The 25,805-nt window shown below is 55.7% G+C and carries 24 protein-coding genes, 1 pseudogene and 1 riboswitch; of the genes and pseudogenes, 5 read left to right on the top strand and 20 right to left on the bottom strand.

The features are described from left to right. Positions 1-157: 157 nt before the first annotated feature. Both moeA and ACSMDR_RS17110 read left to right on the top strand, forming a co-directional pair. Positions 158-1,384 carry a molybdopterin molybdotransferase MoeA gene (moeA, locus tag ACSMDR_RS17115; protein ID WP_436469013.1) on the top strand — a complete coding sequence of 409 codons (1,227 nt, stop codon included), beginning with the start codon at positions 158-160 and terminating at the stop codon, positions 1,382-1,384. After that, positions 1,381-2,142: a molybdopterin-synthase adenylyltransferase MoeB gene (locus tag ACSMDR_RS17110; protein WP_436469012.1), complete on the top strand. Its 762-nt coding sequence runs from the start codon at positions 1,381-1,383 to the stop codon at positions 2,140-2,142. The genes moeA and ACSMDR_RS17110 overlap by 4 nt, the downstream gene beginning before the upstream one ends. Before the next feature lie 136 nt (positions 2,143-2,278). Here ACSMDR_RS17110 and ACSMDR_RS17105 read toward each other — a convergent pair whose 3' ends face one another. The 17 genes from ACSMDR_RS17105 to moaA all read right to left on the bottom strand — a co-directional run bounded on the left by ACSMDR_RS17105 (position 2,279) and on the right by moaA (position 17,055). Then, complete coding sequence (locus ACSMDR_RS17105) at positions 2,279-3,100, bottom strand: DUF1214 domain-containing protein (RefSeq protein ID WP_436469011.1); 822 nt, start codon at positions 3,098-3,100, stop codon at positions 2,279-2,281. Positions 3,101-3,535: 435 nt separating this feature from the next. Beyond that, the gene (locus ACSMDR_RS17100) at positions 3,536-4,345 is read right to left on the bottom strand and encodes a hypothetical protein (protein WP_436469010.1); all 810 of its coding nucleotides are present in this window, start codon (positions 4,343-4,345) and stop codon (positions 3,536-3,538) included. Next, positions 4,338-5,363 carry a plasmid segregation protein ParM domain-containing protein gene (gene parM / locus ACSMDR_RS17095; RefSeq protein WP_436469348.1) on the bottom strand — a complete coding sequence of 342 codons (1,026 nt, stop codon included), beginning with the start codon at positions 5,361-5,363 and terminating at the stop codon, positions 4,338-4,340. Before parM ends, ACSMDR_RS17100 begins: the two co-directional genes overlap by 8 nt. Positions 5,364-5,487: 124 nt before the next feature. Then, complete coding sequence (locus ACSMDR_RS17090; protein ID WP_436469009.1) at positions 5,488-6,264, bottom strand: alpha/beta fold hydrolase; 777 nt, start codon at positions 6,262-6,264, stop codon at positions 5,488-5,490. A 210-nt stretch (positions 6,265-6,474) separates the two neighbouring features. Then, entirely contained in the window at positions 6,475-7,530 is a 1,056-nt protein-coding gene (gene modC, locus ACSMDR_RS17085) for a molybdenum ABC transporter ATP-binding protein (RefSeq protein ID WP_436469008.1), read from the bottom strand. Positions 7,531-7,642: 112 nt separating this feature from the next. Beyond that, positions 7,643-8,323, bottom strand: coding sequence for a molybdate ABC transporter permease subunit (gene modB, locus ACSMDR_RS17080; protein WP_436469007.1), 681 nt, complete (start codon positions 8,321-8,323; stop codon positions 7,643-7,645). A 112-nt stretch (positions 8,324-8,435) separates the two neighbouring features. Then, on the bottom strand, positions 8,436-9,161 hold the full coding sequence (gene modA, locus ACSMDR_RS17075; RefSeq protein ID WP_436469006.1) for a molybdate ABC transporter substrate-binding protein: 726 nt from the start codon (positions 9,159-9,161) through the stop codon (positions 8,436-8,438). 98 nt (positions 9,162-9,259) lie between these two features. Next, entirely contained in the window at positions 9,260-9,733 is a 474-nt protein-coding gene (gene moaE / locus ACSMDR_RS17070) for a molybdopterin synthase catalytic subunit MoaE (RefSeq protein WP_436469347.1), read from the bottom strand. Positions 9,734-9,747: 14 nt separating this feature from the next. After that, complete coding sequence (gene moaD, locus ACSMDR_RS17065) at positions 9,748-9,993, bottom strand: molybdopterin synthase sulfur carrier subunit (protein WP_005900408.1); 246 nt, start codon at positions 9,991-9,993, stop codon at positions 9,748-9,750. Continuing rightward, positions 9,990-10,484, bottom strand: a complete 495-nt coding sequence (gene moaC / locus ACSMDR_RS17060) for a cyclic pyranopterin monophosphate synthase MoaC (RefSeq protein WP_436469005.1) — start codon at positions 10,482-10,484, stop codon at positions 9,990-9,992. Before moaC ends, moaD begins: the two co-directional genes overlap by 4 nt. Positions 10,485-10,545: 61 nt before the next feature. Further along, positions 10,546-11,058 carry a molybdenum cofactor biosynthesis protein B gene (moaB, locus tag ACSMDR_RS17055; protein ID WP_436469004.1) on the bottom strand — a complete coding sequence of 171 codons (513 nt, stop codon included), beginning with the start codon at positions 11,056-11,058 and terminating at the stop codon, positions 10,546-10,548. Between the two features lie 233 nt (positions 11,059-11,291). Continuing rightward, positions 11,292-11,882 (bottom strand): cytochrome c3 family protein, encoded by a 591-nt coding sequence (locus ACSMDR_RS17050; RefSeq protein WP_005900403.1) that lies wholly within the window; start codon positions 11,880-11,882, stop codon positions 11,292-11,294. Positions 11,883-11,976: 94 nt separating this feature from the next. Beyond that, positions 11,977-12,435, bottom strand: a complete 459-nt coding sequence (locus ACSMDR_RS17045; RefSeq protein WP_040319107.1) for a nitrate reductase cytochrome c-type subunit — start codon at positions 12,433-12,435, stop codon at positions 11,977-11,979. A gap of 105 nt (positions 12,436-12,540) precedes the next feature. Further along, positions 12,541-15,030 carry a nitrate reductase catalytic subunit NapA gene (gene napA / locus ACSMDR_RS17040; protein ID WP_436469003.1) on the bottom strand — a complete coding sequence of 830 codons (2,490 nt, stop codon included), beginning with the start codon at positions 15,028-15,030 and terminating at the stop codon, positions 12,541-12,543. Further along, on the bottom strand, positions 15,027-15,323 hold the full coding sequence (locus ACSMDR_RS17035) for a chaperone NapD (protein ID WP_436469002.1): 297 nt from the start codon (positions 15,321-15,323) through the stop codon (positions 15,027-15,029). Before ACSMDR_RS17035 ends, napA begins: the two co-directional genes overlap by 4 nt. Continuing rightward, positions 15,320-15,829 carry a ferredoxin-type protein NapF gene (gene napF, locus ACSMDR_RS17030; protein WP_005900398.1) on the bottom strand — a complete coding sequence of 170 codons (510 nt, stop codon included), beginning with the start codon at positions 15,827-15,829 and terminating at the stop codon, positions 15,320-15,322. Before napF ends, ACSMDR_RS17035 begins: the two co-directional genes overlap by 4 nt. 245 nt (positions 15,830-16,074) lie before the next feature. Continuing rightward, on the bottom strand, positions 16,075-17,055 hold the full coding sequence (moaA, locus tag ACSMDR_RS17025; RefSeq protein WP_005900396.1) for a GTP 3',8-cyclase MoaA: 981 nt from the start codon (positions 17,053-17,055) through the stop codon (positions 16,075-16,077). Beyond that, positions 17,043-17,182, bottom strand: a riboswitch (molybdenum cofactor riboswitch). (Overlaps the previous gene by 13 nt.) 70 nt (positions 17,183-17,252) lie before the next feature. Here moaA and narQ point away from each other — a divergent pair. The 3 genes from narQ (at position 17,253) to ACSMDR_RS17010 (ending at position 20,356) form a co-directional block, all read left to right on the top strand. After that, positions 17,253-18,965, top strand: coding sequence for a nitrate/nitrite two-component system sensor histidine kinase NarQ (gene narQ, locus ACSMDR_RS17020; RefSeq protein ID WP_436469001.1), 1,713 nt, complete (start codon positions 17,253-17,255; stop codon positions 18,963-18,965). Next, positions 18,965-19,603 carry a two-component system response regulator NarL gene (gene narL, locus ACSMDR_RS17015; RefSeq protein WP_005900393.1) on the top strand — a complete coding sequence of 213 codons (639 nt, stop codon included), beginning with the start codon at positions 18,965-18,967 and terminating at the stop codon, positions 19,601-19,603. Before narQ ends, narL begins: the two co-directional genes overlap by 1 nt. Positions 19,604-19,948: 345 nt before the next feature. Then, on the top strand, positions 19,949-20,356 hold the full coding sequence (locus tag ACSMDR_RS17010; protein WP_259235714.1) for an H-NS family histone-like protein: 408 nt from the start codon (positions 19,949-19,951) through the stop codon (positions 20,354-20,356). Between the two features lie 1,302 nt (positions 20,357-21,658). Here the strand turns inward: ACSMDR_RS17010 and ACSMDR_RS17005 are convergent. The 3 genes and pseudogenes from ACSMDR_RS17005 to ACSMDR_RS16995 form a co-directional block, all read right to left on the bottom strand. Beyond that, entirely contained in the window at positions 21,659-24,259 is a 2,601-nt protein-coding gene (locus ACSMDR_RS17005) for an AAA family ATPase (protein WP_436469000.1), read from the bottom strand. A gap of 631 nt (positions 24,260-24,890) precedes the next feature. Further along, on the bottom strand, positions 24,891-25,418 hold the full coding sequence (locus ACSMDR_RS17000; protein ID WP_436469346.1) for a replication endonuclease: 528 nt from the start codon (positions 25,416-25,418) through the stop codon (positions 24,891-24,893). Continuing rightward, a pseudogene (locus tag ACSMDR_RS16995) lies at positions 25,342-25,800 on the bottom strand (replication endonuclease). The gene ACSMDR_RS17000 and the pseudogene ACSMDR_RS16995 overlap by 77 nt, the downstream one beginning before the upstream one ends. Positions 25,801-25,805 lie beyond the last annotated feature (5 nt).

Raw genomic sequence — 25,805 nt, 5'->3', positions numbered from 1 at the left:
AACGGCGATTGACGTCATAATTCAAGTCACCCGCACGCCCATGCCCTGACTTTATGTTAATACGAGGTATTTTACTGCCCTAATCGCCTGCCCATTCGGGGGGGATTTTGGGATAATCCCCCCATAACCCAGTTTCCCTTACCAAGAGGTCATGACAATGGGATTTGATAGCGCAGCCCTACTTCCCCTAAACGATGCCCTGGCGAGCATGCTGGAACGGCTCGATTGCTGCTGTGAGGCCGAGTCCGTTCCCCTGCCCCTGGCGCTAGGTCGGATACTGGCCGACGATATTCTCTCTCCTCTGTCTGTGCCTCCGTTCGATAATTCCGCCATGGACGGCTACGCCGTGCGCCTGGCCGATCTCGCCGCCGGTCAGCCGCTCACGCTGGCAGGCAAGGCCTTCGCCGGTCAACCCTATGAGGGTGACTGGCCCGCTGGCCACTGCGTGCGCATCATGACAGGGGCGCCCATCCCCCTTGGTACAGATGCCGTGGTGATGCAGGAAGAGACCAAGGCCGAGGGTGACAAGGTCACTTTTCTGAGCCAACCCATGCAGGGTCAGAACATACGCCGCCGTGGCGAGGACATCGCAGAGGGCGCAAGCGTACTGGGATCAGGCACTCGACTCACCCCCCGGGAACTGCCATTGCTGGCCTCCCTCGGCATCGCTACTCTCGAGGTGCGCCGTCCGCTCAAGGTCGCCATCTTCAGCACCGGTGACGAACTCAAACCGGTGGGGACACCTCTGGCCCACGGCGACATCTATGACTCCAACCGCTACGGCGTCAGGGCCATGCTCGAGCGCATGGGCATAGCTTGTCTGGATCTGGGCATCATCCCCGACGACCCGGCCCAGCTGCGTGCCGCCTTCCTCAAAGCCGAGCAGGAAGCCGATGCTCTGATAACCACAGGTGGCGTCTCGGTCGGCGAGGCAGACTTCACCAAGCAATTGCTGGAGGAGCTTGGCGAGATCGGTTTCTGGAAACTCGCCATCAAGCCGGGCAAGCCCTTTGCCTTTGGTCGTCTGCCAAACGCCTGGTTCTTCGGTCTGCCGGGCAATCCCGTCTCGGCCATGGTCACCTTCGATCAGCTGGTGCAACCGGCACTGGCCAAGCTGGCCGGGCAACGCTGGACCCCGCCCCTGCGCCTCTGTGCCACCACCACTGAGCCGTTGAAAAAATCGCCGGGGCGGCTCGACTTCCAGCGCGGCATCCTGAGCCTGGGCCAGAACGGTCCGGAGGTGCGCAGCACCGGCTCCCAGGACTCCGGCGTGTTCAGCTCACTGTCCCGGGCCAACTGCTACATAGTGCTGGAACAGGAGCGCGGCAAGGTAATGGCCGGGGAGACCGTCACCGTCGAACCCTTCACGGGCCTGCTGCTGTGAGCGAGATCCTCTGTGATGCCGAACTGCTGCGCTACAACCGCCAGATAATCCTGAAGGCCTTCGATTTCGAGGGACAAGAGGCGCTCAAACAGGCCAAGGTGCTGGTGATAGGCGCAGGGGGACTGGGCTGCGCCGCCGCCCAGTATCTCGGGGTGGCTGGTGCGGGCCAGCTGACCCTGGTGGATTTTGACAAGGTGGAGCTCTCCAATCTGCAACGTCAGGTACTGCACTCAGATGCTCGCATCGGTCAATACAAGGTCGACTCGGCGGCAATGAGCCTGCGCGCCCTCAACCCCTGGCTCAAGGTAGAGACCCACGCAGCCCTGGCCGACGAGGTACTGCTCGATGCCCTGCTGCCCGAACATCAGTTGGTGCTCGACTGCACTGACAACGTCGCCGTGCGCAATCTGCTCAACCAGCGTGCCCGCCTTCATGGGGTGCCGCTGGTCTCCGGCGCCGCCATCCGGCTGGAGGGGCAAGTCTGCAGCTTCAGCTGGCAAGCCGATGAACCCTGCTACGCCTGTCTCAGTTCACTGTTTGGCGAGCAAGGGCTGACATGCGTCGAGGCGGGGGTGCTGGCGCCCATGGTCGGCCTGGTGGGCAGCCTGCAGGCCCTCGAAGCCATCAAGCTGCTCGCCGGCATGGGTAAAAGCTACAGCGGCCGTCTGCTAGTCATCGATGGTCTGTCCGGTGGTTTTCGCGAGCTGAAATTGCCCAAGCGGCCAGATTGCCCGATCTGCGCCCAGGCCGTGTCTTGAACCCATAAAAAAATCCCGGCGCGGGCCGGGATGTTTGTTTTATTTCATTGGGTATAACCCCAGGACGAGGCGCTAACGGTATATGGCACGGCCATCTCGACCGCTCCTGCCCTTACATCACGTACAGGGTATCCTGCTATTGCTGGGTGATCGCCTCGACCTGAGGCAGGACATAGCCACCGGACAAGACGCTCTCCTGGGGCTGGTAAAGACGTAACAGCAGATAGAAAGGGCCTGCCGGAGTGGGCATCCATTTGGTGCTCATCCCTCCCGTGGGCATCTCTCGCTGCACATAGAGATCAAATGAACCATCTGCGGCCACCTTGAGCCCCGGTATATCACTTCCCAACTTGTAACGACCTATTTCGTTGTGAACCAACATCTTGTCCACCGCATTATACAGGGTCAGGGACCAAAAGGCGTCGGTCGGCGGGGTGCAGGGAAAGTGCAATACATAGGACTTGTCGCCGTGCAGTTGCTCCCCGCTGGCATCGGTGGAACGTAGCGGGCACATGGCCTCCTTCTCCCCTTGTCCTCCCAAGTAGGGGCCGGACACCAGGGCTCGCAGCGGGTAATCGGTGCAAAAATGATCGAGACCCGTAGCCCAATCCCAGCCGTTGCGTTGCACGGTAGAACTGGCCAGGGCCGAGACGGCGACTTTGGGTCCATCTGCCAGTGCCTTGAGCAATCCTTGACGCTGAGGCGCAACGGGACGCCGGGGATCCAACCCCTTCTCCGTCAGCCCGATGCGAGCAAATTGCCCAAATAACGCGGCATCCCGAGCCGGTACGGCATTCTCTTTGAGCACTGCCGCCAATTGGTGATCGAAGCCCAGACCATCCTTCCCCATCTCGAGCAACGGAGGCAGCGCCTGGGACGGCGCTTGATATTGCGGGTTGTTCATCTGTAAGAGCGGTCGCAGGGTGAAGCCTTTTTGCAGGAGATGGACCGGGGACATATCCTCCCCCTGTTTCACCCTCAGTCGGCCCCACAACCACACTTTGCTGGTTGCCACCTCAAGCGGTGTGTGAATCGCCCCGGCCTTACTGAGTACCTTGCAACAGGCTGCATGCCATTAATTCATATGGTATTGATATCTGCTTTCAAAGATCAAAAACCATATTTCATCTGGCCACGGCAGGTCGCACCATGACCTGAATATCTCATCAACAGACAGACATTGCCATATCAGCATGCTGGCTCATCAGTATCCAACCTCTGTGAACCTTTCATTGCAGACAGATTTAGTGCGGTGATTATGCTGATAGATAATTTTACGAGAGACCGCCCCCACCCACCTGATGGGTCCCACTGCAAAAATTGACAGGTATAAAAAAGCCGAACCTGTAAGGCTCGGCTTATTGGCATGAGTGCCGTCAAGACGCAAGACGGCTTAGAAGAGCCCCTTGGCCTTCACTTTCTTCATATTGGCGACTTGGCTCGAGAGATCCTCGAGCAGGGGGGCAGCCTCCACTCCTGCCGCGACGTGACGGCTAGGTGCACTAGCCAGCCGTTGGATCAGACGAGACTGTTCGCGTATCAGTCTGGATTGCTCATCCAGCTGCCGAGTAAGTCGTTCCATGCTGGCCTGTAGCGGTGCCAGATCCTGCTCAGCCCCTTGTACAGGTAACCGGCCTGCTATCGCATCGGCCAATTGATCATGATCCAGGGCGGTCGGCAGCCCCTGCCTGAGTTCGTCCCACAGCTCCGTTGGTTGCTGCTCGCTGAGCCGGCTCACAATCTCATCTACCAGATTGTCCTGAGTCGGTATCGCTGCAGGCAGGCCCAGACGTTGAACTATCTCATCCACCAGCGCAGCGGTATCACCCTGCCCAGAGAGGGGTACGAGCCTGGCAGCAATCTGATCGAGCATGGCATCCGTCATCGTGGGCACATCCTCCCCCAAATTGAAACCACAGCTGGCAAAGGCATGACGCAAGGTGGTCATACTGACCTGCTCGGGTCCAAGGGCATTGGCGATCACCTTGCACAAATTGGGGGCAAGTACATACATGAACATGCCAGAGAGGTAGATATCCTTGTGGAAACGACTCTTGGAGAAGTCGAACTCATCAGCACCATCCTGGATCTTGCGCGCCCGTTGATACCAGTTCTGCAGCACCCCGACCGCATAGCGATCAGACTCCAGCGCACCCGGATCCATGTAGATGGAGAAGGTCATGCGCTTGAGTTGACTACTCATCAGCCACCTCGGCCATCATGGCCGCTTCCCGGTACACCTCCTCCTCTTCCGTGGTGTAGAGGCAGATCTCCCGGGCCAGAGCAGACTGCGCATCATCCAGTAACTCGACTCTGTCGCCCAGGGTTGGGTAGGCCTGCTTGATAGCTTCGTGAATGAGGGAGGCACCGCCACCAACCAGATAGACCCGGTTCGGATTCTTGGCGAACTTCTTGGCCTCGTGGGCGACCTGGCTACCCAGCTCATCTATCTTATTCTGCATTTTTTCCAGGATCTTGGGGATCTGGGCTTCGTCGTTGACCACATCACGCACGAAGTTGGCATCACCACGGCGCTTGATGAACTCGTTGGCCACCAGATAGCTGGAGTCGCTGTCGGCGGCGGCCAGTGCCTTGCGCACTGCATCCGTTACCATGGAAACGCCAATCTCATTGTTACCATACACATCGGAGACATCATCAAACTCACCAACGATAATCCCCATGTCCAGGGTAGTGCCGCCACAGTCGATCACCAGGGTCTTGGTGAACTCGTTGCAACCGGAACCTATCAGGCGGGATAGGGCCGCAGGCAGACTCTCCGGCATCACTTCGACGCTGACGATATTGAATAGCTCACCCTTGTTGAGGCTGATAGCCCGAAGCAAATTGCGACGCTTCTTCTCTATCTTCTCTTCGTTGCGCTGACAATCGTCCGGCTGGTAAAACTCAGTAATGGGCAGGGTGACGGTGATGGCCACATCACAGGGCACCATCCCGGTCTGCAACAAGGCATGGTGTACCGACAACAGGTTCAAGTCGTCGTACTGATACTCCACGTGGGTGGTGGCCAGCGACTTGTCCGAGGTGGCGTCATAGGTATATTTGGTGTTGCCTATCTCGTAGTTGTAGATCTTCTTGTCTTTGCGCAATGCGGCGCTTTTCCAATCCTTGCGAAAGGAGTTGGGGGAGATGATGGTCTTGAGCGCCTTGTTGTCGATCCAGCTGACTTTGACGTTGGTCGAGCCATCATCGATGGCCATCTTCATTACTTCAGACATATGGGGAATACCTATGGGGAGAGCAGACAACATGGTTCGATTGCCTTGTACTCTGGCAAGCCAAGGCGATCGAACCACTACATACACGTTTATAAAGGCGACAAGTCTAATGTCTTTCTAAAATCCGTTGAAGCAAATCATTGAACGCAGAAGGATTTTCTGCAGGCCAGGCATGATGACCATGGGGATTGTGCACTGTTGCATTGGGGAGGGCGGCAAATTGTTCGACCCGCTTGGCCAATGGCAGGTAATCCTGGGCCGTGGAGATGATGGCCACTGGCTGCCGGATGGCACCGAGTCTGGCCCGCACCGACCAGCCAGGGATGGCACCGAGCAGGGCCTTGTAGACCTTCTTGCGATTACGGCAGAAGCGTTGCCGGAAGGTACAGCGCATCTGGGCAAGCTCCGGGCCTGGGAACAGCTCGCGCCCCAGCCACCAGGCGAGGGGGCGCATGCCAAACCAGCGCAGCCATTTTAAGCGCAGAGCATGGCGATCCTGATCTTTAGGATTATCCAGCAGAAACTCGCTAACGCCATTGATCAACACCAGTCCCCGCACCTTTTCCGGCAGTTGCAAGGCAAGTTCCAGTGCCACCATGGCACCGAGCGACAGCCCCACTATCCAGGCAGGTTCGGCTTGCTCATCGAGCCAGCGCACCACGTCCGCCGCCAGGCTCGCCACATCAAAGGGCCCCTCTTGCAGGCTCTGGCCATGGCCACGCAGATCAATAGCCACCACCCGATAATCGTCGGAGAAATGCTCGAGCTGGGCCTGCCAGTCCAGACTGGACGACCCCAAGCCATGGAGCAAGAGCAGCAAAGGACCCTCCCCGGCACTACGCCAGGCCAGCCCCTGAGACTTCATGATTTGATTGCGACGCATCCATTTTCCCCAAACTCTCTGTTCCAAGCCCCGAGCCCTCTCCCGATGGGTGGAGGGATAGAGCAAGCCAGCCCCACCATCGAGCAACTGACATGGTAGCGCTCCTGAAGGGTTGCCGAGCTTTCCCCCCTTGCCAGCGGCAAGGGGGAAATGGGTGACAACAAAGCCAAAGGGCAGCCTCTTGGTCGCACCATTGAGGCCCCATAGCCTTCACCCCTCCCCGACCAGGCTCACCGCCTTGATATAGGCGTATATTTGCTGACCCTCCGCCAGACCCAAGCGCTGTGCCGAGCGGCTGGTGATCCGGGCCAGCAGTATCTGCTCCCCCAGCGCCAACTGCAACAGCGTCTGCCCTGGCCGCACCTCGCGCATCGCCAGCAAACGGGTGTTTAGGCAGTTGGAGAGGCTGGAGTGTTCGATGGGCGCGGTGGCGATCACCAAATCCCGCCCCGCCACCTTGATCTGCAAGGGGCCACTCTCATCGGGGGCATGGTCCATGGTGACCCTCAGCAACTGCTCGCCCAGCTGCAGACTCGCCATCTGCTCGGCAATATCATAATGGGCCAAGGTGGCATCGAGCATGACGCTCACATCGTCGCGGCTGGCAAGGGACAAGTCAGTGCGTGCGAAGATCTCGCCGGGCCGCCCCTGGGCTTCCACTCGCCCCGCCGCCAGCAGCACCAGGTGATCACAGAGCAGGCTCACCTCCTCCATGGCGTGGCTGACGAAGACCATGGGGATGCGACTCTCTTGCTGTAACCCCTTGAGCACATGGGCTTGATGAATGCGGCTGCGCCTGTCCAGCGCCGAGAAGGGTTCATCGAGCAGCAGCAAGCCGGGTTCGGCCAGCAAGGCGCGCCCCAGTGCCACCCGCTGACGTTGGCCGCCGGAGAGCCCGTGGGCTGGCTGCCCGAGCAGCTCGCTAAAACCGAGCCGCGCAGCCAGCGCCTCGGGTTGCCAGCGCCCCTTTCCCTTGCGTGCCGCCAGTTGCAAGTTGGCCAGCACCGTCATATGGGGAAAGAGTCTCGAGTCCTGAAATACCATGCCGATACGGCGTGACTCGGGCAACAAACTCGCCAACTCCTGCCCCTGCCAGTGCAGTCGATCCTGAGGGGCACGATCCAGCCCGGCCACGATGCGCAGCAGGGTGCTTTTGCCACAACCAGAAGGGCCAAAGAGCCCCAGAATTCCCCCCAGCGGCAGAGCCAGATCGCAATCCAGGGTGAAGGACCCGAACTCACGACGGGCCTTGATATGAAGGCTCATTGGCATAACCGCCACTGAGGATACTGCCATGCTTCCCATAACCAGGATGCCAGCGCGCAGGGTCGGGCATACAACTCGTCACACCACCGTTGATAGCTTTCTAGATGCTGACTCATCCAAACAGTCTCCGCTGCCGACGCTGCAATACGCCATAGACCAGCACCAGCATGATGAGAGAGAAGCCCATCAACCCCCCCGCAAGGATATGAGCATGCTGGTAATCCATCGTCTCCACGTGATCGAACAGGGCGATGGAGAGGACCTGGGTCTCCCCCGGTATGTTGCCGCCAATCATCAGCACCACGCCAAACTCCCCCAGGGTATGGGCAAAGCCCAGTGCCGCGGCCATCACGAAACTGGGCAGCGTCATCGGCAATATGATGTGGAAAAAGCGCTCAAGGGGGCCGAGCCCCAGAGTGGCGGCCGCCTCAAGCTCCTTGTTGCCCATGTTGACGAAGGCGGAGGTGAGCGGTTGCACCACGAAGGGGAGCGAATAGAGGATGGAGGCAAACAGCAGACCAAGGAAGCTGAAGGCCAGCGGCGTCCCGAAGGTCTCCCGCCACCAGGCACCGAGGCCGTACTGCGGCGAGAAGGCGAGCAGCAAATAGAAGCCGAGTACCGTTGGCGGCAGCACCAGTGGCAATGCCACCAGTGCCTCCACCAGCGGCCGCAGCCGATGCTGGCTGCGGGAAAGCCACCAGGCAAGCGGTGGCGACAGCAGCAGCAAGATGCCTGTGGTACAGGCGGCCAGCTTCAGGGTGAGCCAGACAGCCAGCAGATCCCCGTCACTCATGGATGGACTTCCGGCCTGGTTCGCGCAACAGCATGTTTTGCATCCTTATCGTGACGCGGGTTGGCCCTCTGGGCCGGCCAGCTGTCATGCAAGAGTGGACCCGACAATGCCATCAAGGCAGGGCGTAGCCCGCGTCTTGGATGGCACTCTGCCCCGGGCCCTTCAGCCAGGCCACCAGGGCATCGACCGCGGCTCCCTTCTTCAGGATCAATCCCTGCTGTTCGATGGCAGGATAGAGTGCATTTGGCACAGCCCAGGCTTCGCCGGTTTTACCGGCTTCCACCAGATTGGCCCAGGCCACAAAACCCAGCTCGGCATTGCCGGTATCGACGAACTGCCAGGTCTGGCTGATGTTGGCGCCGGTCAGCAGACGGTACTGCTTGGGATCGATGTTGAGCTGCTCAAGGGTCGCCATGGCCGCCGCGCCGTAGGGCGCGGTACGCGGGTTGGCGATGGCAAGATTCCCCTTCCAGCTGCGCAAGGCAGCCTCATCAGGCGCCGGGCCACCTTTTTGCCAGAGCCCAAGTTGACCGATGGCATAGGTGAAACGCTCACTGCCCTTGCCCTCTTTCTCCAGCTTGTCCGGGGTGGCCACATCGGCGGAGAGGAAGAGGTCAAACGGGGCTCCGTGGGTTATCTGGGTATAGAGCACACCCGTGGCGGCCGAGCTGATGACGACGCTGTGACCCGTCTTGGCGGTAAAGTCCTTTCCTATGCGCTCGATGGTGCTCTTGAAGTTCGCGGCCACGGCAACTTTGACCTCATCGGCCTGCACCTCACCGCTGTGCAGCACACCGGCGCACGCGCCCACTAACAACACGGATAACAGCTGTTTCATTCCCTTACTCCTGTGATTGCACCGAGAGCCGGTCTCTGCCAGCCCCAAAGATGGGGGGCATTCCGTCATGGAACGCACTCCCCTTGCGTCCACTTGCTTTACCAGCGGGAAGCGGCGTCGTTGTCGCTCTCCTTGGCCTCGACCCAGCGTTGAACCCCCTCGGCGGTCAGCTCCTTCTTCCAGAACGGCGCCCGGGTTTTGAGAAAATCCATGATGAAGTGGCAGGCATCGAAGGCCGCATCCCTGTGGGCGCTGCTCACCCCGACCAAGACGATCTGATCGCCGAGCCGCAGCTCACCGATACGATGGATCAGGGTGCACTCCTGCAATGGCCAGCGGCAGCGCGCCTGCGCGACGATATCGGCCAGTGCCTTCTCGGTCATGCCGGGATAGTGCTCGAGGGCCAGTCCCTTGACCTCCTCCCCCTGATTGAAGTCGCGCACCTTGCCAACGAAGGTGACGATGGCGCCACTGTCGGGGCGGGTGGCAAGCCGGGCATATTCGTCCGCCAAACAGAAATCCTCCCGCTGTATCAGGATACGATTGGCGGGCTGGGGCACCGGTTCATCCATAGAGTGAGACATGGTCAGCCTCCGGTCACGGGGGGGAAGAAGGCCACTTCGTCGCCATCATTGAGCACTGTGGTGAGCGGTACTAGCGTCTGGTTTACCGCCACCAGCAGCTTGCCCTCCTCCAATGCCAGCGCCCATTTGTCGCCGCGCTCACTCAATGCAATGCGCAGCGCATCGGCGGTGGCATGGTCACACGGCAGGCTGAGCTCATCGCAGGCCACCAGCTCCCGGACTTGGGCAAAAAACAGAACCTTGATCATGCCTTGTCTCCTGCATCCGACCCCAGCTTGAAGTGGCCGGACTTGCCGCCTCTCTTTTCAACCAGTCTGACTTGCTCGATCACCATGTCCTTTTGCAGCGCCTTGCACATGTCATAGATGGTGAGCGCAGCCACCGAGGCGGCGGTCAGCGCCTCCATCTCGACCCCTGTCTTGCCGGACAATTTGCAGAGGGTGCGAACATGGACCCTATTGTGCTCGGGCTGGGGGACAATCTCTACCTCCACCTTGGTGAGCGCCAGCGGATGGCAGAGCGGAATGAGATCGGCGGTCTTCTTGGCCGCCATGATGCCGGCGATGCGCGCGGTGGCAAAAACGTCACCCTTGTGGTGCTGACCGCTCAGGATCAGCGCCAGAGTCGCGGGGGCCATGGTCACAAATGCTTCGGCGCGGGCTTCACGTTCAGTGACCTGCTTGTCGGTCACATCCACCATGTGGGCTTCGCCGCTTTGGTTGAGATGGGTCAAACTCATTGGCTGTTACTCGTCACGGATGGAGCGGTACACCGCCCCGGAAAGAAATGGGTATCGCGGACTACCTGATCAGCTGGGTCGCGAAGTTGCATGGCCGGGTGCGGACATCGAGCTGATCCCGGATAAGCTTCTCCCAGCCCAGTTGGCAGGCACCGGTGGATCCGGGCAAGCAGCAAATAAGGGTGCGATTGGCGAGCCCGGCCAGGGCGCGGCTCTGCATGGCGGAGCCTTTGATCTCGGCAAACGAGAGCTGACGGAACATCTCGCCAAAACCTTGCACTGTGCGTTCGAACAGCACCCCCACCGCCTCAGGGACCCGGTTCTGCTCATTGAAGCCGGTGCCACCGTTGATCAGCACAACCTGCACCTTGTCATCCACGATCCACTGGCTGACCTGAGCCCGCACGCGGAACAGATTGTCGGCGCACAGCGCCCGATCCACCAGCTTGTGTCCCGCTTGGGTCAGTGCTGATGCCAGGTAATCCCCCGAGCTGTCGTCGGCGGCGCCGCGGCTGTCGGACACCGTCAGTACGGCAATGTTGAGGGGAATGAATTCGCTGATGTGTGGTGCCATTGAACAATTCCTGTAAATCATCGAGTACGAGGAGAAGAGGGGTGGGATGCTTTCGATATGCCAGCCAGGGGCAGGGCCAGCCATTTGAATCTGATTGGCAATATCCTCACTGGGAATGGATTCTACCAAAAGTTGTCGGGGTGTGGGGGAATAGGCTCATGAATCTCATCGCCATGCCCACCTTGGGCAAGACAGGCCAGGTTAACCCGGCCTGTATTGCGAGGGAGTACGGATCAGAATCCCTTGACCCCTTTCATGTCGGGCAACTGGTGCGCAATCCCCTTGTGGCAATCGACGCAGGTATTCTCGCCACTGGCCAGGTTGGTGGAGTGCATCTGAGCCGCGCGCCGTCCTTGCAATGAGAAGTCCATGTATTCGAAGTTGTGACAGTTGCGGCACTCCCTCGAATCCGTGTCTTTCATCCGCTTCCACTCCCGCTCCGCCATCTCCCGGCGGTGAGATTCGAACTTCTCGCGGGTATCCACCTTGCCGGTCAACATGCCCCACAGCTCCTTGGATGCCTGTACCTTGCGAATGATCTTGTAGGTCCACTCGTGAGGAACGTGGCAATCGGGGCAACTGGCCCGCACACCGGAACGGTTGGCGTAGTGGATGGTGTCACGATACTCGACGAAGACGTTGTCTTTCATCTCGTGACAGCCGGTGCAGAACTTCTCGGTGTTGGAGGCCTCCATGGCGGTGTTGAAGCCGCCCCAGAAGATGACGCCGCCAAAAAAGCCCATCATCAGCAACACCCAGAGTGCCGCCTTCGAAGGCGACTTGAAGGTGGTCCAGATCCGCTGCACAAAACCGGGTAATTTCATCTACTAACTCCTTAGTTCAGTGCGTCGTTCGAGAATGACTTGAGGGTGATCCATCGCCGCTGCACAACATCAGATCGTTTCATCTATGGTTTCCTCAGTTCAGCGCGTCGACCGGCTTGAAGGTATTGCCCACCAGTGGCTTGGCATCGGTCTGCGGTACATGGCACTGCAAGCAGAAGTAGCGGCGCGGCGAGACCTCACCCAGTGTCAGACCATCTCGCGACTCGAAATGGGTCGGACTTATCTTGGGCGCCTTCATGGCAGTGGCATTCTTGAAGCTATGGCAGGCCAGGCACTTGTTGACCTTTTGATCTATCTCGTAGTTGCGGATGTCATGGGGGATCAGTGGTGGCTGATGCATGTATTGGCGGGTATAGAGATCGCCATCCTTGCGAAAGTTCTTCATCTGGGCGGCCGGGGCCTCGATGGCGAGATCCGCACTGTTGCGCAGTGACTTGACGCCGCCATTATCCGTGGTGATCTGTGGTGCCTCGGCAGCCATCAGACTCCCCGCCATCAGGCAGGCCAACATTGCTCCAATCAGCTTCTTCATTATTTGTTCTCCGAACATATTATCCGCAAGGACCCGCGCCGGGCAGGCCCTTGGGTAGCAAGCGAGCGTCACCCGGCAACCGGGTGCTCATCAATGCCTGTTGCCTCAGGCCTTGGCGACCTTGACCGCACACTTCTTGTAATCCGTCTCTTTGGAGAGCGGATCCGTCGCATCCAGGGTCAACTTGTTGACCAGCTGGCTCGCATCGAAGAAGGGCATGAACACCAGTCCCCTGGGTGGGCGGTTGCGACCACGGGTCTCGACCCGGGTCTTCACCTCGCCGCGGCGGGAAGAGACGATCACCTCCTCGCCCCGACGTACCCCACGAGCCTTGGCATCTTCCGGGTGCATGAAGAGCACGGCATCCGGGAAGGCGCGGTAGAGCTCGGGAACCCGGCGGGTCATGGTACCGGTGTGCCAGTGTTCCAGCACGCGGCCGGTGGAGAGCCAGAGATCGAACTCCTGGTCCGGAGACTCGGCAGCCGCTTCATAAGGCAGCGCGAAGATCACCGCACGACCATCGGGCTTGCCGTAGAAGTTCACCCCCTCCCCCGCCTTCACATAAGGGTCGAAGCCTTCGCGATAGCGCCACAGGGTCTCCTTGCCATCGACCACGGGCCAGCGCAGGCCGCGCTCTTCGTGGTAGCGGTCAAAGGGCGCCAAGTCATGACCGTGGCCGCGCCCGAAGGAGGCATACTCTTCAAACAGGCCCTTTTGCACATAGAAACCGAAGTGCTCTGCCTCGTCGTTGAGATCCCCCTTGCTCTGCGCTTTCGGGAACTGATCGACCTGACCATTGCGATAAAGCACTTCATAGAGGGTCTTGCCTTTGAGCTCGGGTTGCTTGGCGATAAGCTCCGCCGGCCAGACCTCTTCCACGGTGAAGCGCTTGGCGAACTCCATCAGCTGCCACAGATCCGACTTGGCCCCTTCCGGCGCCTTGACTTGCTGATGCCAGAACTGGGTGCGGCGTTCGGCGTTGCCATAGGCGCCCTCCTTCTCCACCCACATGGCGGTGGGCAGGATGAGATCGGCGGCCTGGGCCGTCACTGTCGGGTACGGATCTGACACCACGATGAAGTTGGCCGGGTTGCGATAACCGGGCAGCCCCTCTTCGTTCATGTTGGGGCCAGCCTGCATGTTGTTGTTGCACATCACCCAGTAGGCATTGAGCTTGCCATCCTTGAGCATGCGACTCTGCAGCACGGCGTGATAGCCCACTTTCTCCGGGATGGTACCTTCGGGCAGCTTCCAGATTTTCTCGGCAATGGCGCGGTGTTTGGGGTCTGTGACCACCATGTCGGCAGGCAGACGATGGGCGAAGGTGCCCACTTCCCGCGCCGTACCGCAGGCGGAGGGCTGGCCGGTCAGAGAGAAAGGGCCACTGCCCGGGGTGGAGATCTTGCCGGTCAGCAGGTGAATGTTGTAGCAGAGGTTGTTGGCCCAGACGCCACGGCTGTGCTGGTTGAAGCCCATGGTCCAGTAAGAGACCACTTTCTTGCTTGGGTCGGCATAGATCTGGGCCAGTTTTTCCAGCTTCTCCTTGGGCACGCCGGAAAGCTTGGCCACAGAGTCGACGTCGTAATCCGCCACGAACTTGGCAAAGTCCTCGAAACTCATGGGGGTGGAGTCACCGCTATCCGGGTTCTTGGCTTTTTGCTGGGTCGGATGAGTCGGACGCAAGCCGTAGCCTATGTCGGTGACCCCCTTGCGGAACTGGGTATGCTTGTTGACGAACTCCCAGTTCACCTTGTCATTCTGGATGATGTAGTTGGCGATGTAGTTGAGGATCGCCAGGTCGGTCTGGGGCGTGAACACCATGCCGTTGTCGGCCAGCTCGAAGCTGCGGTGTTCGAAGGTGGAGAGCACATGGACCTGCACCTCTTGATGGGAGAGGCGGCGATCCGAGATCCGTGACCAGAGGATAGGGTGCATCTCGGCCATGTTGGAGCCCCAGAGCACGAAGGCGTCGGCCTGTTCGATGTCATCGTAACAGCCCATGGGTTCATCCATGCCGAAGGTACGCATGAAACCGACCACCGCCGATGCCATGCAGTGACGGGCGTTAGGATCCAAATTGTTGGAGCGGAAACCCGCCTTCATCAGCTTGGCGGCTGCGTAGCCTTCCCATACGGTCCATTGGCCCGAGCCAAACATGCCAACCGCGGTCGGGCCCTTCTCTTTGAGGGTCGCCTTGAATTTCTCGGCCATGATGTCGAACGCCTGATCCCAGCTGATGGGGGCGAACTCACCATTCTTGTCAAACTTGCCATTGGTCATGCGTAGCAGAGGCTGGGTCAGCCTGTCCTCGCCATACATAATCTTGGAGAGGAAATAGCCCTTGATGCAGTTAAGACCGCGGTTGACCGGGGCCTCAGGATCGCCCTGAGTCGCCACTACGCGCCCCGCCTGGGAACCCACCAGCACGGAACACCCTGTGCCGCAGAAGCGGCAGGGCGCCTTGTCCCACTTGATGGCAGTCTGGTCGGTACTGGTGATCAGGTTGGCCGCCAGGGCGGGCGCACTGACACCGGCCACGGCCGCCGCGGCTGCGACCGCGTTGGCCTTCATAAAGTCGCGTCGACTCAGCTTCATGACATTTCCTCACATTGCTTATCGTTATTATCGAACTGATGGTAGATGAGGCCTGCGGAGAGTACCCCCGGCATTCCATTGATAGCGTCTATGGCCGCCATGATGGGACGCTGACTTGGCCCCTCCAGGGTGACAACCAACTTGCCCTCCTCACTGACCACATGCACCTCGGCCCCGTCGAGGGCGCCAATCTGCTCGGCAAGCCGGTGACGCAATGGCGGCTGAGTCAATACCACCAGGCTGGAGACGTGGTATTCCTGCTCCGCAGAGAGATCGACTGGATCCGGTTTCATTCATGCTCCTTCGCGGCCGGGCTGGCCACCTTGATACTGCCGACCGGGCAGTCTGCGACACAGGTGCCACACCCGGTGCAAAGCGCCGCATCCACACTCGGGGTCGGCACCCGACCGAGCATGGGAATAAACCGGATCGCCCTCGCCTCGCAGCTGTCCTGACAGCGCTGGCAATAGACCTGCTGATTGGCCAGGCAGCTATCGGCTATCTGGGCAATATAGTCCCAGGGGGATTGATCCGTCGGGCGAAACAGCTGCTCACTGCAGGCGCTCACACAGTCGCCACAGAAGCTGCATTCACCACGAGTAAAGTCGAGTTCAGGAAAGCCGCCATCCCCTTTGATGATGATCTGTTCGGGACAAGCGGTGAGGCAATCGCCACAACGACTACAATCGGCGACAAAGGCGGGCCAGGGCAGTGACCAGGGCAACTGGGCAGCAGGTGTCACCGCCTTGAAGCGACCGCGCAGCAGGTGTCGGCGTGACAGCTTGACCTCATCGGACATATCCACTCCTTGTGAACCCCGGAAAACCTGGCCTGAACAGGCTAAATCAAGAATGGTATCTGTAATACCTATTCTAATAGTGGGCCTATTTTGCGGACTCAACAAGGTTAGCGATATACCACCAGGGGGATAAACAGGGGGGATTATTGCGCTGGATCAATCCCTTGACGCAAATAGGCAGGGGGGTATCCGTCAGGATACCCCCTAATAGGCAAGCAGGTTGGGGGAGCAGTCTTGTTTGAAACTTACCCGCCGATGGAGGCGAGATGAGGGGTCATGCCGGCATTGCCCTCGTGGAGGTGATGGGTCGCCGCCTTGCCAAGCAGCGCGACTCGAATGCGCTGGATCAGCGCATCCTGCTGCAGGTCGGCATGCAAGAGATCCCGCAGCTCGACGCCATTTTCGCCAAACAGGCACAGGTGCAACTTGCCGACGGAAGAGACCCGCAGCCGGTTGCAACCGGCGCAGAAATCCTTGCTGTAAGGCATGATGAGGCCAATGCTGCCCCGTGAACCCGAGTGCTGAAACACTTGCGCCGGGCCGTCATCCAGCCCTCGCAACTGCTGCAGCCAGCCCTGCTCAAGCAGGTGCGTCTTTATCTGCTCGCCACTGACATGGCGATCGCGAAACAGGCTGTCCATCTCCCCTGTTTGCATCAGTTCGATGAAGCGCAGCTCAATGGGCTTGTCCCGGATCCAGGCCAAGAACTCGGCAAGCTGGCCATCATTGAGCCCCCTGAGCAACACGGCATTGACCTTGACCGAGGGAAAGCCGGCATGGAGCGCAGCCTCTATCCCATCCATGACCTCAGCCAGCTTGTTTTCACCGGTGATCTGGTGGAACTGACGGGGATCCAGACTGTCGACACTGACATTGAGCGCGGTCAGCCCGGCAGCACGCCATTCGGCGGCCCGCTCCTTGAGTCGATAGCCATTGGTCGTCATGGCTATCTTGTCGATGCCCGGTGTAGCCGCCACCGTCTCGATGATCTCGGTAAAATCGCGGCGCAGGGAGGGTTCACCACCAGTCAGACGCACCTTGCGGGTGCCCATGGCAGCAAAACCGGACACTACCCGGCGGATTTCATCGACAGAGAGAAAGGACTTGCGGCCATCGGGGCGATAGCCGTCTGGCAGGCAATAGGTACAACGAAAATTGCACACGTCGGTGACCGACAGGCGCAAATAGTAAAAGCGACGGGAAAAACCATCTTCAAGTGGCAACATAAACACCTTTCCAAATACGGGAGGCCAGGGCATTTCTTTCCTGACCCTTACAGCGCGTATATCGGCTGTCGGCAATTTTCCCCTTATCCAAAGACTTAGGCGAAAATGCTCGGAGTTCATCTAGTTTTTCGATGCTAGCACAAGTTGGAGTACACTCCCACGCAACTTATGGGGTATTTCAGCGGCGCAGAGGCAACATGAGGCAATGGTTCAGGGTTCATTCGGTCAGTAGCGCCATAGGCCGCTCCATGATGCTGATCCTGTTTATGGCGAGCCTGATCGCCCTGGTGGCCATGGTCACCCTCTTCTACTCGGTACCCGATGCCAAGGCCATCAATCTATCCGGATCCTTGCGCATGCAGGCCTATCGCATGGCCTATGAGATTGGTCAGGGGCAGCCAGCCCTCAAGCGGCTGGATCAGTTCGAACAGACGCTCAATGCCCGGGAACTGCAAGAGACCCAGCGCTGGATAACCCCGGCGGCCCTGCGCCTTACCTATGGCGAAGTGCTGCGCCAGTGGCAGTTGATGCGCAGCCACATCGAGCAGTCAACTCCCCAGCGCTACATAGACAACACGGAACAGTTCGTCGCCGCCATCGATGACTTCGTCAACCAGATGCAGTACCACGTCGAGTTCAAGGTACGCATGCTGGCCCTGGCCGAGGGGCTGGGGCTCATCTCCATCATCACCATCGCCTGGTTCACGGTACGCTTCACTCGCCAGCAGGTCGTGGCGCCCCTCAACCAGCTGGTCTATTGTGCCCGCCAGATCCAGCGGCGTGAATTCGACCTCACCCTGCCCCCCCACTGCGATAACGAGTTGGGGGAGTTGTCCGACGCTTTTGGCACCATGGCCACCGAGCTGGGCAAGCTCTACCGGGATCTGGAGAGCAAGGTCGAAGAGAAGACCGCCAAGCTGCAGCAGGCCAACGACACCCTCTCCTTCCTCTATACCACGGCCCAGAAACTGCACGCCGCCCCTCTAAGTGGCCACACCTTGCAAAAGCTGCTCGACCGGGCCGCTGCCCATCAGCAGATAGCGCACATACGCCTGACCCGTTTCGAGCACGATACCATGCCGGTCTACCTGACCGGACGCAGTGGCTGGCCCGGGGATCTCGAGGCCGTGGTGAGCTTCTATTTGCAGATGGATGACAGGGAGTTTGGCCGCCTCGACATCATCAGCCCCCACCCCATCGACGAGCGGTTGATGAAGAACTTTTCCATGCTGCTGGCCCAGGTCCTGCACAAGGATCAGACCCTCTTGCAGCAGCAGCGCTTGCTGCTGATGGAAGAGCGTGCCGTCATCGCCCGCGAGTTGCACGACTCCCTGGCCCAGGCTCTCTCCTACTTGAAGATCCAGTCTACCTTGCTCAAGCGGGCCTTCAGCAAGGGGGACAACGACAAGACACAGGCAGCCATGGAGCAGATAGACGAAGGGCTCAGCAATGCTTACACCCAACTGCGCGAACTGCTCGGCACCTTCAGACTTAGCATCGGAGATGCCAATCTGGGCGAGGCAATCCACGTCATGCTGGAACAACTCAAGCCACAGACTCAGGCCAAGATCCAGCTCCATTACAGCCTGTCCGATACGGATCTGGAAGCGGGCCAACACATCCACATACTGCAGCTCATCCGCGAAGCCGTCCTCAACGCCATCAAACATGCCAACGCGCAACTGATTGATGTTAGCTGTGAGACCCTTGCCGATGGTAACATTCAGGTGCAAATCACCGATGACGGTGTCGGTATCGGCCATGCCCGTTCAGCCATCAACCACTATGGCCTCAGCATCATGGACGAGCGGGCCAGCAAGCTGCATGGCGTGCTGGCTATCAGCGATCTTCACCCCAAGGGCACCCGAGTGCACCTGACCTTTCCCACCAGCCTAACAAGAGATGCCTGATGGACGAGATAAAATACACAGTTCTGGTGGTCGATGATCACCCCCTGATGCGCAAGGGGATAGTGCAACTCCTGGCGCTGGAAGAGAACATGATCGTGTGCGGCGAGGCCTCCAACGGCAGTGACGCCGTCGCCATGGCCAAGGAGGCCGAACCCGACCTGATTTTGCTGGACCTCAACATGAAGGGTCTCTCCGGTCTGGATACCCTCAAGGCACTGCGCGCCGAGGAGATCACCTCCCGCGTGGTGATCCTGACGGTTTCCGATGCCCGTCAGGACGTGGTCGCCCTGCTCAAGGCAGGTGCCGATGGTTACCTGCTCAAGGACACTGAGCCCGACACCCTGCTGGCCCAGCTAAGCGACGTGATGACGGGACAGCAGATCCTGAGCGAGCCGCTGCGCCCTTATCTGGAAAACATCTACGAGCTGGATCATCTGCAGCAGAAACTCGAGAGCCTGACGCGTCGCGAAATGCAAATCCTGCGCGAAATTGCAAAGGGCCTCTCCAACAAGCAGGTTGCCTCGGTGCTCCATATCTCGGAGGGCACCGTCAAGGTGCACGTCAAGAGCCTGCTCAAGAAACTCGAGGCACAGAGCCGGGTCGAGGCTGCCGTGATGTATCTGGAACAGCGCCACTGAGCACAATGAAGCCACCCCAGGGTGGCTTTAATAATTTAGCTAAGTAGATGAAGCAAAAGGATTTGTTTCAGTCAATGTCCACACGTTGACCACATCGAGAGATATTATGCCAAAGCCTCGCCATGCGGGGCTTTGTTATGTCCGGGTATCCCCTGCCGCGCTTCGCTTGCCACCCTACCTAATGAGCAAGACGGAACCCAATGCCTTACTCATCAGGCAGGGCATATAGAGACACAATCCATCACGATTCAATATTATCCGAATGAAATAGTTTTATTATTTTCCTCGCTTCATGTTATTTTCCCCGAAAATATCTCTTTGCTAAACATCGTCAATGGGGACGCTATGACCGAATTTTTGAAAACACTCATGAATGTCCGTAGCCTGCGCGCTGCTCTGCGCGAGCTGTCATTCGAACAGCTGCAAGATGCGAAAGAGAAGTTTGATGCCATCTATATAGAACGCCGTGACTCAACCGAGAAAGAACGCGCCGAGCAGGCAGAGCATCAGCGTAAACTGGCAGAGTTTACTGAAATGCTGAAAGAGGCGGGAATCGACCCGCGCGACTTAGTAAACAATGCCGCGCCAGCAGCCAATGCTGAAAAGGGTAAGAGTAAACGCACTCCCCGTCCCCCAAAGTATAAGTATCAGGAAGATGGGCAGGAAAAGACCTGGACGGGTCAGGGCCGCATGCCTAAGGCGATAGCCGAGCAGATAGCACAAGGCAAAAGCCTCGAACAGTTTGCAATATAAAAGAGACCGCCGAAAGGCGGTTTTTTTTCTACCTTTTTCCTCGGTATCTATAATATAGCGTCACTAATAATATTGATAGAATCATGCAAGATGGCGCTAGGCAGTAGAGAACGAAGTCGAAGAAGTACGCCGCATAGGTCTCACCAACATAGTTTCCAGCCAAGACATACTTTGAATAGATTGAAAATAATGGTTTTGCAACCGTGACCATCGCTAACGCAAGCACCATACAGAACAGAGCAAAGGTGATCAGTGCACGAATCATTATTATGTATCCCGAGTTTGAGTTCACAGCCGCTTAGATAGCAGCCAGTTCACCACTATTGAGGCAGCAAGGCTAATGGGGGTCATAACATATCCAATCACTTTCAATACTTCGTGAAACACTTCATCACCAATGTAAGTGGAGCCTAGGACACTCTGGGTATATATAAAATAAACGGGTTTAGCAAGTAATGACATAGGTATAAGAATAAGCACAAACAAGCCAATTACAGAAAGTGTGAAAAAAGTATATCTGATCATAAATCCTTTCCAGAACATAGCCATGACAGTGTGCTATATAGATTTCACTTAACTCATCATCCGCCGACAAAGGGCTCAGTTGACCTCTATCAGTTCGATACTACCTCTATCCACATGAGCTTTTCAATTTTACACTTTTTCATTTAGCTTGGGCTGGCTACAACACATTGAAAAATAAATGAAATTTCGATTTCATGGACTCATTACCCAAGCACATCACCACAGTGAAATCCTCACAAAAAACTGATAAAAGTCTTTTAAAACAATAAATTGAAGATTTGACGCTGTTCGATGTGGGTATCTGGAAACTGTAATGCAGTGAAAAAATGTTCACTCTTTTCAGTTTGGATTTTAACTGTAAGGCCCAGAGCTGGCGGGCTCTGGGCCTATGGTTTCGCCGTAATCCATTTTTGCAAAAATTTTTTCCCACAGGGCGCGCAGGCGGGAGCGGATGAGCGCGGATTCCTTGATGTTTTTCCATCCGCAGCGTTCAATCTCAATCGTAAGTTTGCTTGATGTGCAGGAAGGTCTAAATAACTGATAGTAATACATCTTTTTTAAGCCACGCTAGAAAGGAGTGCCACAAAAGACTTACATCCTTATACACCGCTCACTTAACCAACATCTCTATTGATATTTTTTCACAATAAAAAGGATTGTGTTTAAACATATCTACAAGAAATAGCCAGCAATCATATAGAATGATAGAAGGCTTCATGTTATGAAGGCTTCATGTTATGAAGCCTTCTAAAAAATCAGCAATAACTCTCAGTTCCATCAGGCAGTAGCTTTAAGATGTTCCTTTTTTTGTGCTTTTATCTCACTTTTAATCTTATTGAATCGTTCTATTTCAAGTTTCAAGTCATCTGTCTCTGGCTTTTTATATGCAAACATATCGCTATGAGTATGACCTTCCATAAACTTGCAGCACAAGCCATAGTTACTAAGCAACTCATCTACTATAGCCTTGGTAAAGGATACTTTAGCTAGGCTGTCAACACTGACTCTCTCATTATAACGTTGAACAACATTACAGAACAGTTCATTTATAACCAGCACCTCATAGCACGTTCTTAACGCAGTAAATCCCTGCCTTAATAAATATTCTCTTTGTTCAGGTGCGCAGGTCGCCTGCTGAGACAATTTAAGATTTTTTTCTGCTGGCTCAGATGTTCTGTATTGTTTTTCATATGAAGGGGCGTTTTTTAAGAAAATATACCCAGGCTTTCCATTTCTTTTCTCTATCCAGTGGCAAACATGCTCTTTATTATTATCTTGGCAATAATCAATTAGGTTTGATACAAAAACAAGGTCGTGTGTAAATATTACCACTTGTTTTTTTTCGGCCTCCTGAGCAAGTCTTAGTGCAATTTTAGTTTTTCTACGCTCATCAAGAGATGTAACCGGATCATCAAAAAACACACCTCGATTGATATTAGAAAGACTCATTTCGGTAATAAAATCAGCTAGGGCAATAACTTTTTGCTCACCTTCACTGAGAATGATGCTGGGCTTTTTTCCTTTAATTTTTAATTGCCTAAACGACTTTCCAGCCGAGCCTGTATGGTCAATTTCAATCCCAAAATTTCCATTTAAATTTTCGCATTCAGCGTTAAAAATGGAAATATACTCTTCATTGAAATGCTTCTTAGATAGAGATTTCTCAGTGGCCGTTATTTTTGTTTTAGCAAAGTCGGCCATTTTGGATTTTTTTAACCAAGCTAAATCATTCCTATATGACATTATCCTCTCTAAGAGAGAGCTCAATTTTTCTTTATGGCATAGGAAAGTTTTTAACTTCAGGGCTTGCTGTAAATCCTTCATAACCCCATCAGCTTCTAGAGATATAATTGACGAATCCAAGGACAATAATATGCTGCTAAGGTGGTCGTCCACACAAGAGGACTCTTGTATATCGAAATTCTCCCTCGATTCAATATATTTAATCAATTTCATTGAAAAAGCCGATACTTTTTCCAAAGAAGAATTCATCATATTAAGTTCTTCTTGATGCTTTTCTTTTAACCAAAGCGTAAGAATATTATCATCTGGAAAAACTATGAAGCTTAATTTATTTAAAGATGCAACTATTTCACTCAATGAACTGCTGGCTTTTCTTTCTAGACTTTCCGCCTCACTTTTTAAAAACCCCCAACAATTATTAATTAATATCCTCGCATCTTCCGAGAGATTTTGTTGGCATAAAAGGCAATGATCTTTCTCTGTGGGGTAATGGTTATGATGCTGTATATTTGAAAATTCTTTTGCTGCAGATAAAAACTGGCGCCATTGAACTGTACTCACCCCATTAATTTTATTAGTTTGAAACTTGCTAGCTCCCTCCTCCTTTGCCACCCGGCTAATTTCTTTGAAACTAGTGATTCGTGAATTTATTTTCTCTAACCGCTCTATGGAGAAGTGTAAGTTCAAGTTGCGAATTGACTCTTGGCTTTTTTGTATCAGTGCCTTTATAGCTTTGAGTTTTTTTATCTCATCATCTTTCGTTCTAGATAACAAAAATATGTTGTCATAAGAATCAGTTGCAGCTTTTTTATTAATTATGTCCTCACTGGAAAATGAGCCATACTCTTTCAACTTTGAAACATCGGTCTGTGCTGATAATGTAGCGACCAACGCCTTTATTTCAGACTCGCCATCGAACAAATCAACATAAACATTTGGCTTATTCCTCTTTAAAGAATCATCATTTAACCTCTTCTCCAAACTTAAAATGGCATCAGTGAATTTTGAAAAAAATGTCAGCCCAACTGGTCTGAATTCAAACTCATTCTTCTCTGCCAGATGCTTAACAACACTTTTCCCATCAAAAACAGAAAACTGTTTGAATTCAGGATTCGTTTCATTCTCAGGGAAATATAATGTTTTTTCCGAAGCGTCACAGTCAAAGGTTATCTTCGCCTTTGTTTTTTTTACTGATAAACCACCGTTTACGTCTGGCTCAATTATTTCCGTAGATTTAGAATGAAACATCCTTTTGAGCAACCTAACATAACCCGATTTTCCTGAACCATTTTCACCATATATAATCGTCAAGTTCGGACTAAATTCAATAAGTTGATCCTCAGATAGCGCATTGACTCCCTCAACATTCTCAAGCTTACGTATCTTCACAACCTCACTGAAATCTAATTTCGAGTCATTGGTTTCGCTTATATTAATTAGAGGCTTTAGCGTTGGAGGATTTAGCCCTAGCTCTTGCAATAAATAATCATACGCAACATTTAAATCCTCTTCTGACATTTCACCATTCAGATATATTTTACTTGCTGTAAACCTTGACCAATAGGGAAGACTATTTATATATGCCCTGACATCTGAGTCAAGGCTAGATTTTATTGGGTGGCCGCCGATAATCATACAACTATCCTACGTTATGGTTGATTTTATCAACATACCACATTGGATTTATTGCTTTTATTGATACATGTCACATTGGAAAAATATTTTCAGGAGTCAACTCGGGTATTTATGCCGGACACATTTTCCAACACGGAAGTTTTTGATGGATAAATGGTTAGGAAACATCGTGTATGCACGTATCCACCTCCAGAAGTACAGTTATTGCCAGAGCTCCAAGGAGCGCAGCTAGCGCCGCTCAATGGCACCTCGCTACGCTCGCCAAACCCTGCTTCGCTTTGCTCGCTCAACACCTCCTCGGCGTGCTCTGCGGGCTCGTCGGTCGCCTTTCGGCGCAGCACCCAGCCATCAGACGGGTTCGCTTAACGGCATGCCAGCGGCCACACCCACGAGCCGGGTTTACATCTTCACCGTACTTGTTCTTGGCAAGGTCAATCAGGCTATGCAGCCGCACCGGCCGCCATCCCGTGGGCACACAGGGCCGCCCATGGAATAGGTAAACTCCTTCCAGTTCGCCGCGTCCGCATAACGGCGGCACTCCTCCATGATCTCGCTTTCAAGCGGGGCCGCGTGCGGCCTTTGCCTTTCTCTTGCACTCGCCCAGGTAGTCGCCGCAGCTCCCGCCATACGCTCACAGACGGCCCGCCCAGCTGTTGAAACTGCCGTAGCCCCCAAAGGGAGGCCCACGCCCTGACGCGCCGCGCGCCTTCACTGGCGGCGGTTTCTGCCTCTTCAGGTCGCCTTCGTCCCAATTTGGTGACCGTCTATGTTGTTTGCGATGTATTTGACGATGTAGCCCACGGCCCCGCCTTCGCTGATCCATCACCTTCCAGTCAAAGCGAGGGGTGATGTCGCTATAGGGCCGTTTGCTCACCGGATGGCGCTTGCGTTCAAGGTCGTCCAGGTCATGACTCAGGGCGTAGCGTTGCATGGTGCTTATCAGCTCATGCTGCTGGGCCGGATTGACGAACAGCAGCAGATGCCAGTGAGGGGTGCCGTCGTGATGGGGCTCGACTACCCCAAAGCCGAAATACTCGATACCACGGCGGGCGAGGGCGGCGCGGCAGCGCTTCCAGAGGGTGCTAGATAGGCGTTGGTGTCGCGGGGCGTGTGGCCCTGATATTTGGGATTCTCGGTGGTGCGGAGGGGCTGGCCATATCCCTGGGGGTTGTCTTCCATGGTGATATTGGCTCGGGGCTGTCCAGGTGAAGACGGCCCACATAGCCCATTTCGTCCGCCGCATCGGAGAAGCCCCGCGCCCTCACCACCAGTTCGTCACGGCGGTTTGACGGGTTGGCCATCGAGCTGGCCACCGCATCGGCCAGCGAGATAGCGATGTAGGTCTTGTTGTAGGCCTCCATGCTCTTTAGCCACTGCTCGGCGGCGAGCTGGCGCTAGTTCAAGGCCCGCAAGGCGTAGCTGGACACGTAGGGCGAGACGCCGCGCCGCACCTTGCCAAGCAAGATGGCGCAGTGTTCCCGGTATTGCTCCCACAGCTTGCGCAGTTTGCGCACCCACCATTGCGGGTCAAGCCAGCGGATCAGGT

It is taken from the genome of Aeromonas molluscorum (assembly GCF_051376105.1).
Lineage (GTDB): Bacteria > Pseudomonadota > Gammaproteobacteria > Enterobacterales > Aeromonadaceae > Aeromonas > Aeromonas molluscorum.
This window is presented reverse-complemented; position numbering and strand designations above follow the sequence as displayed.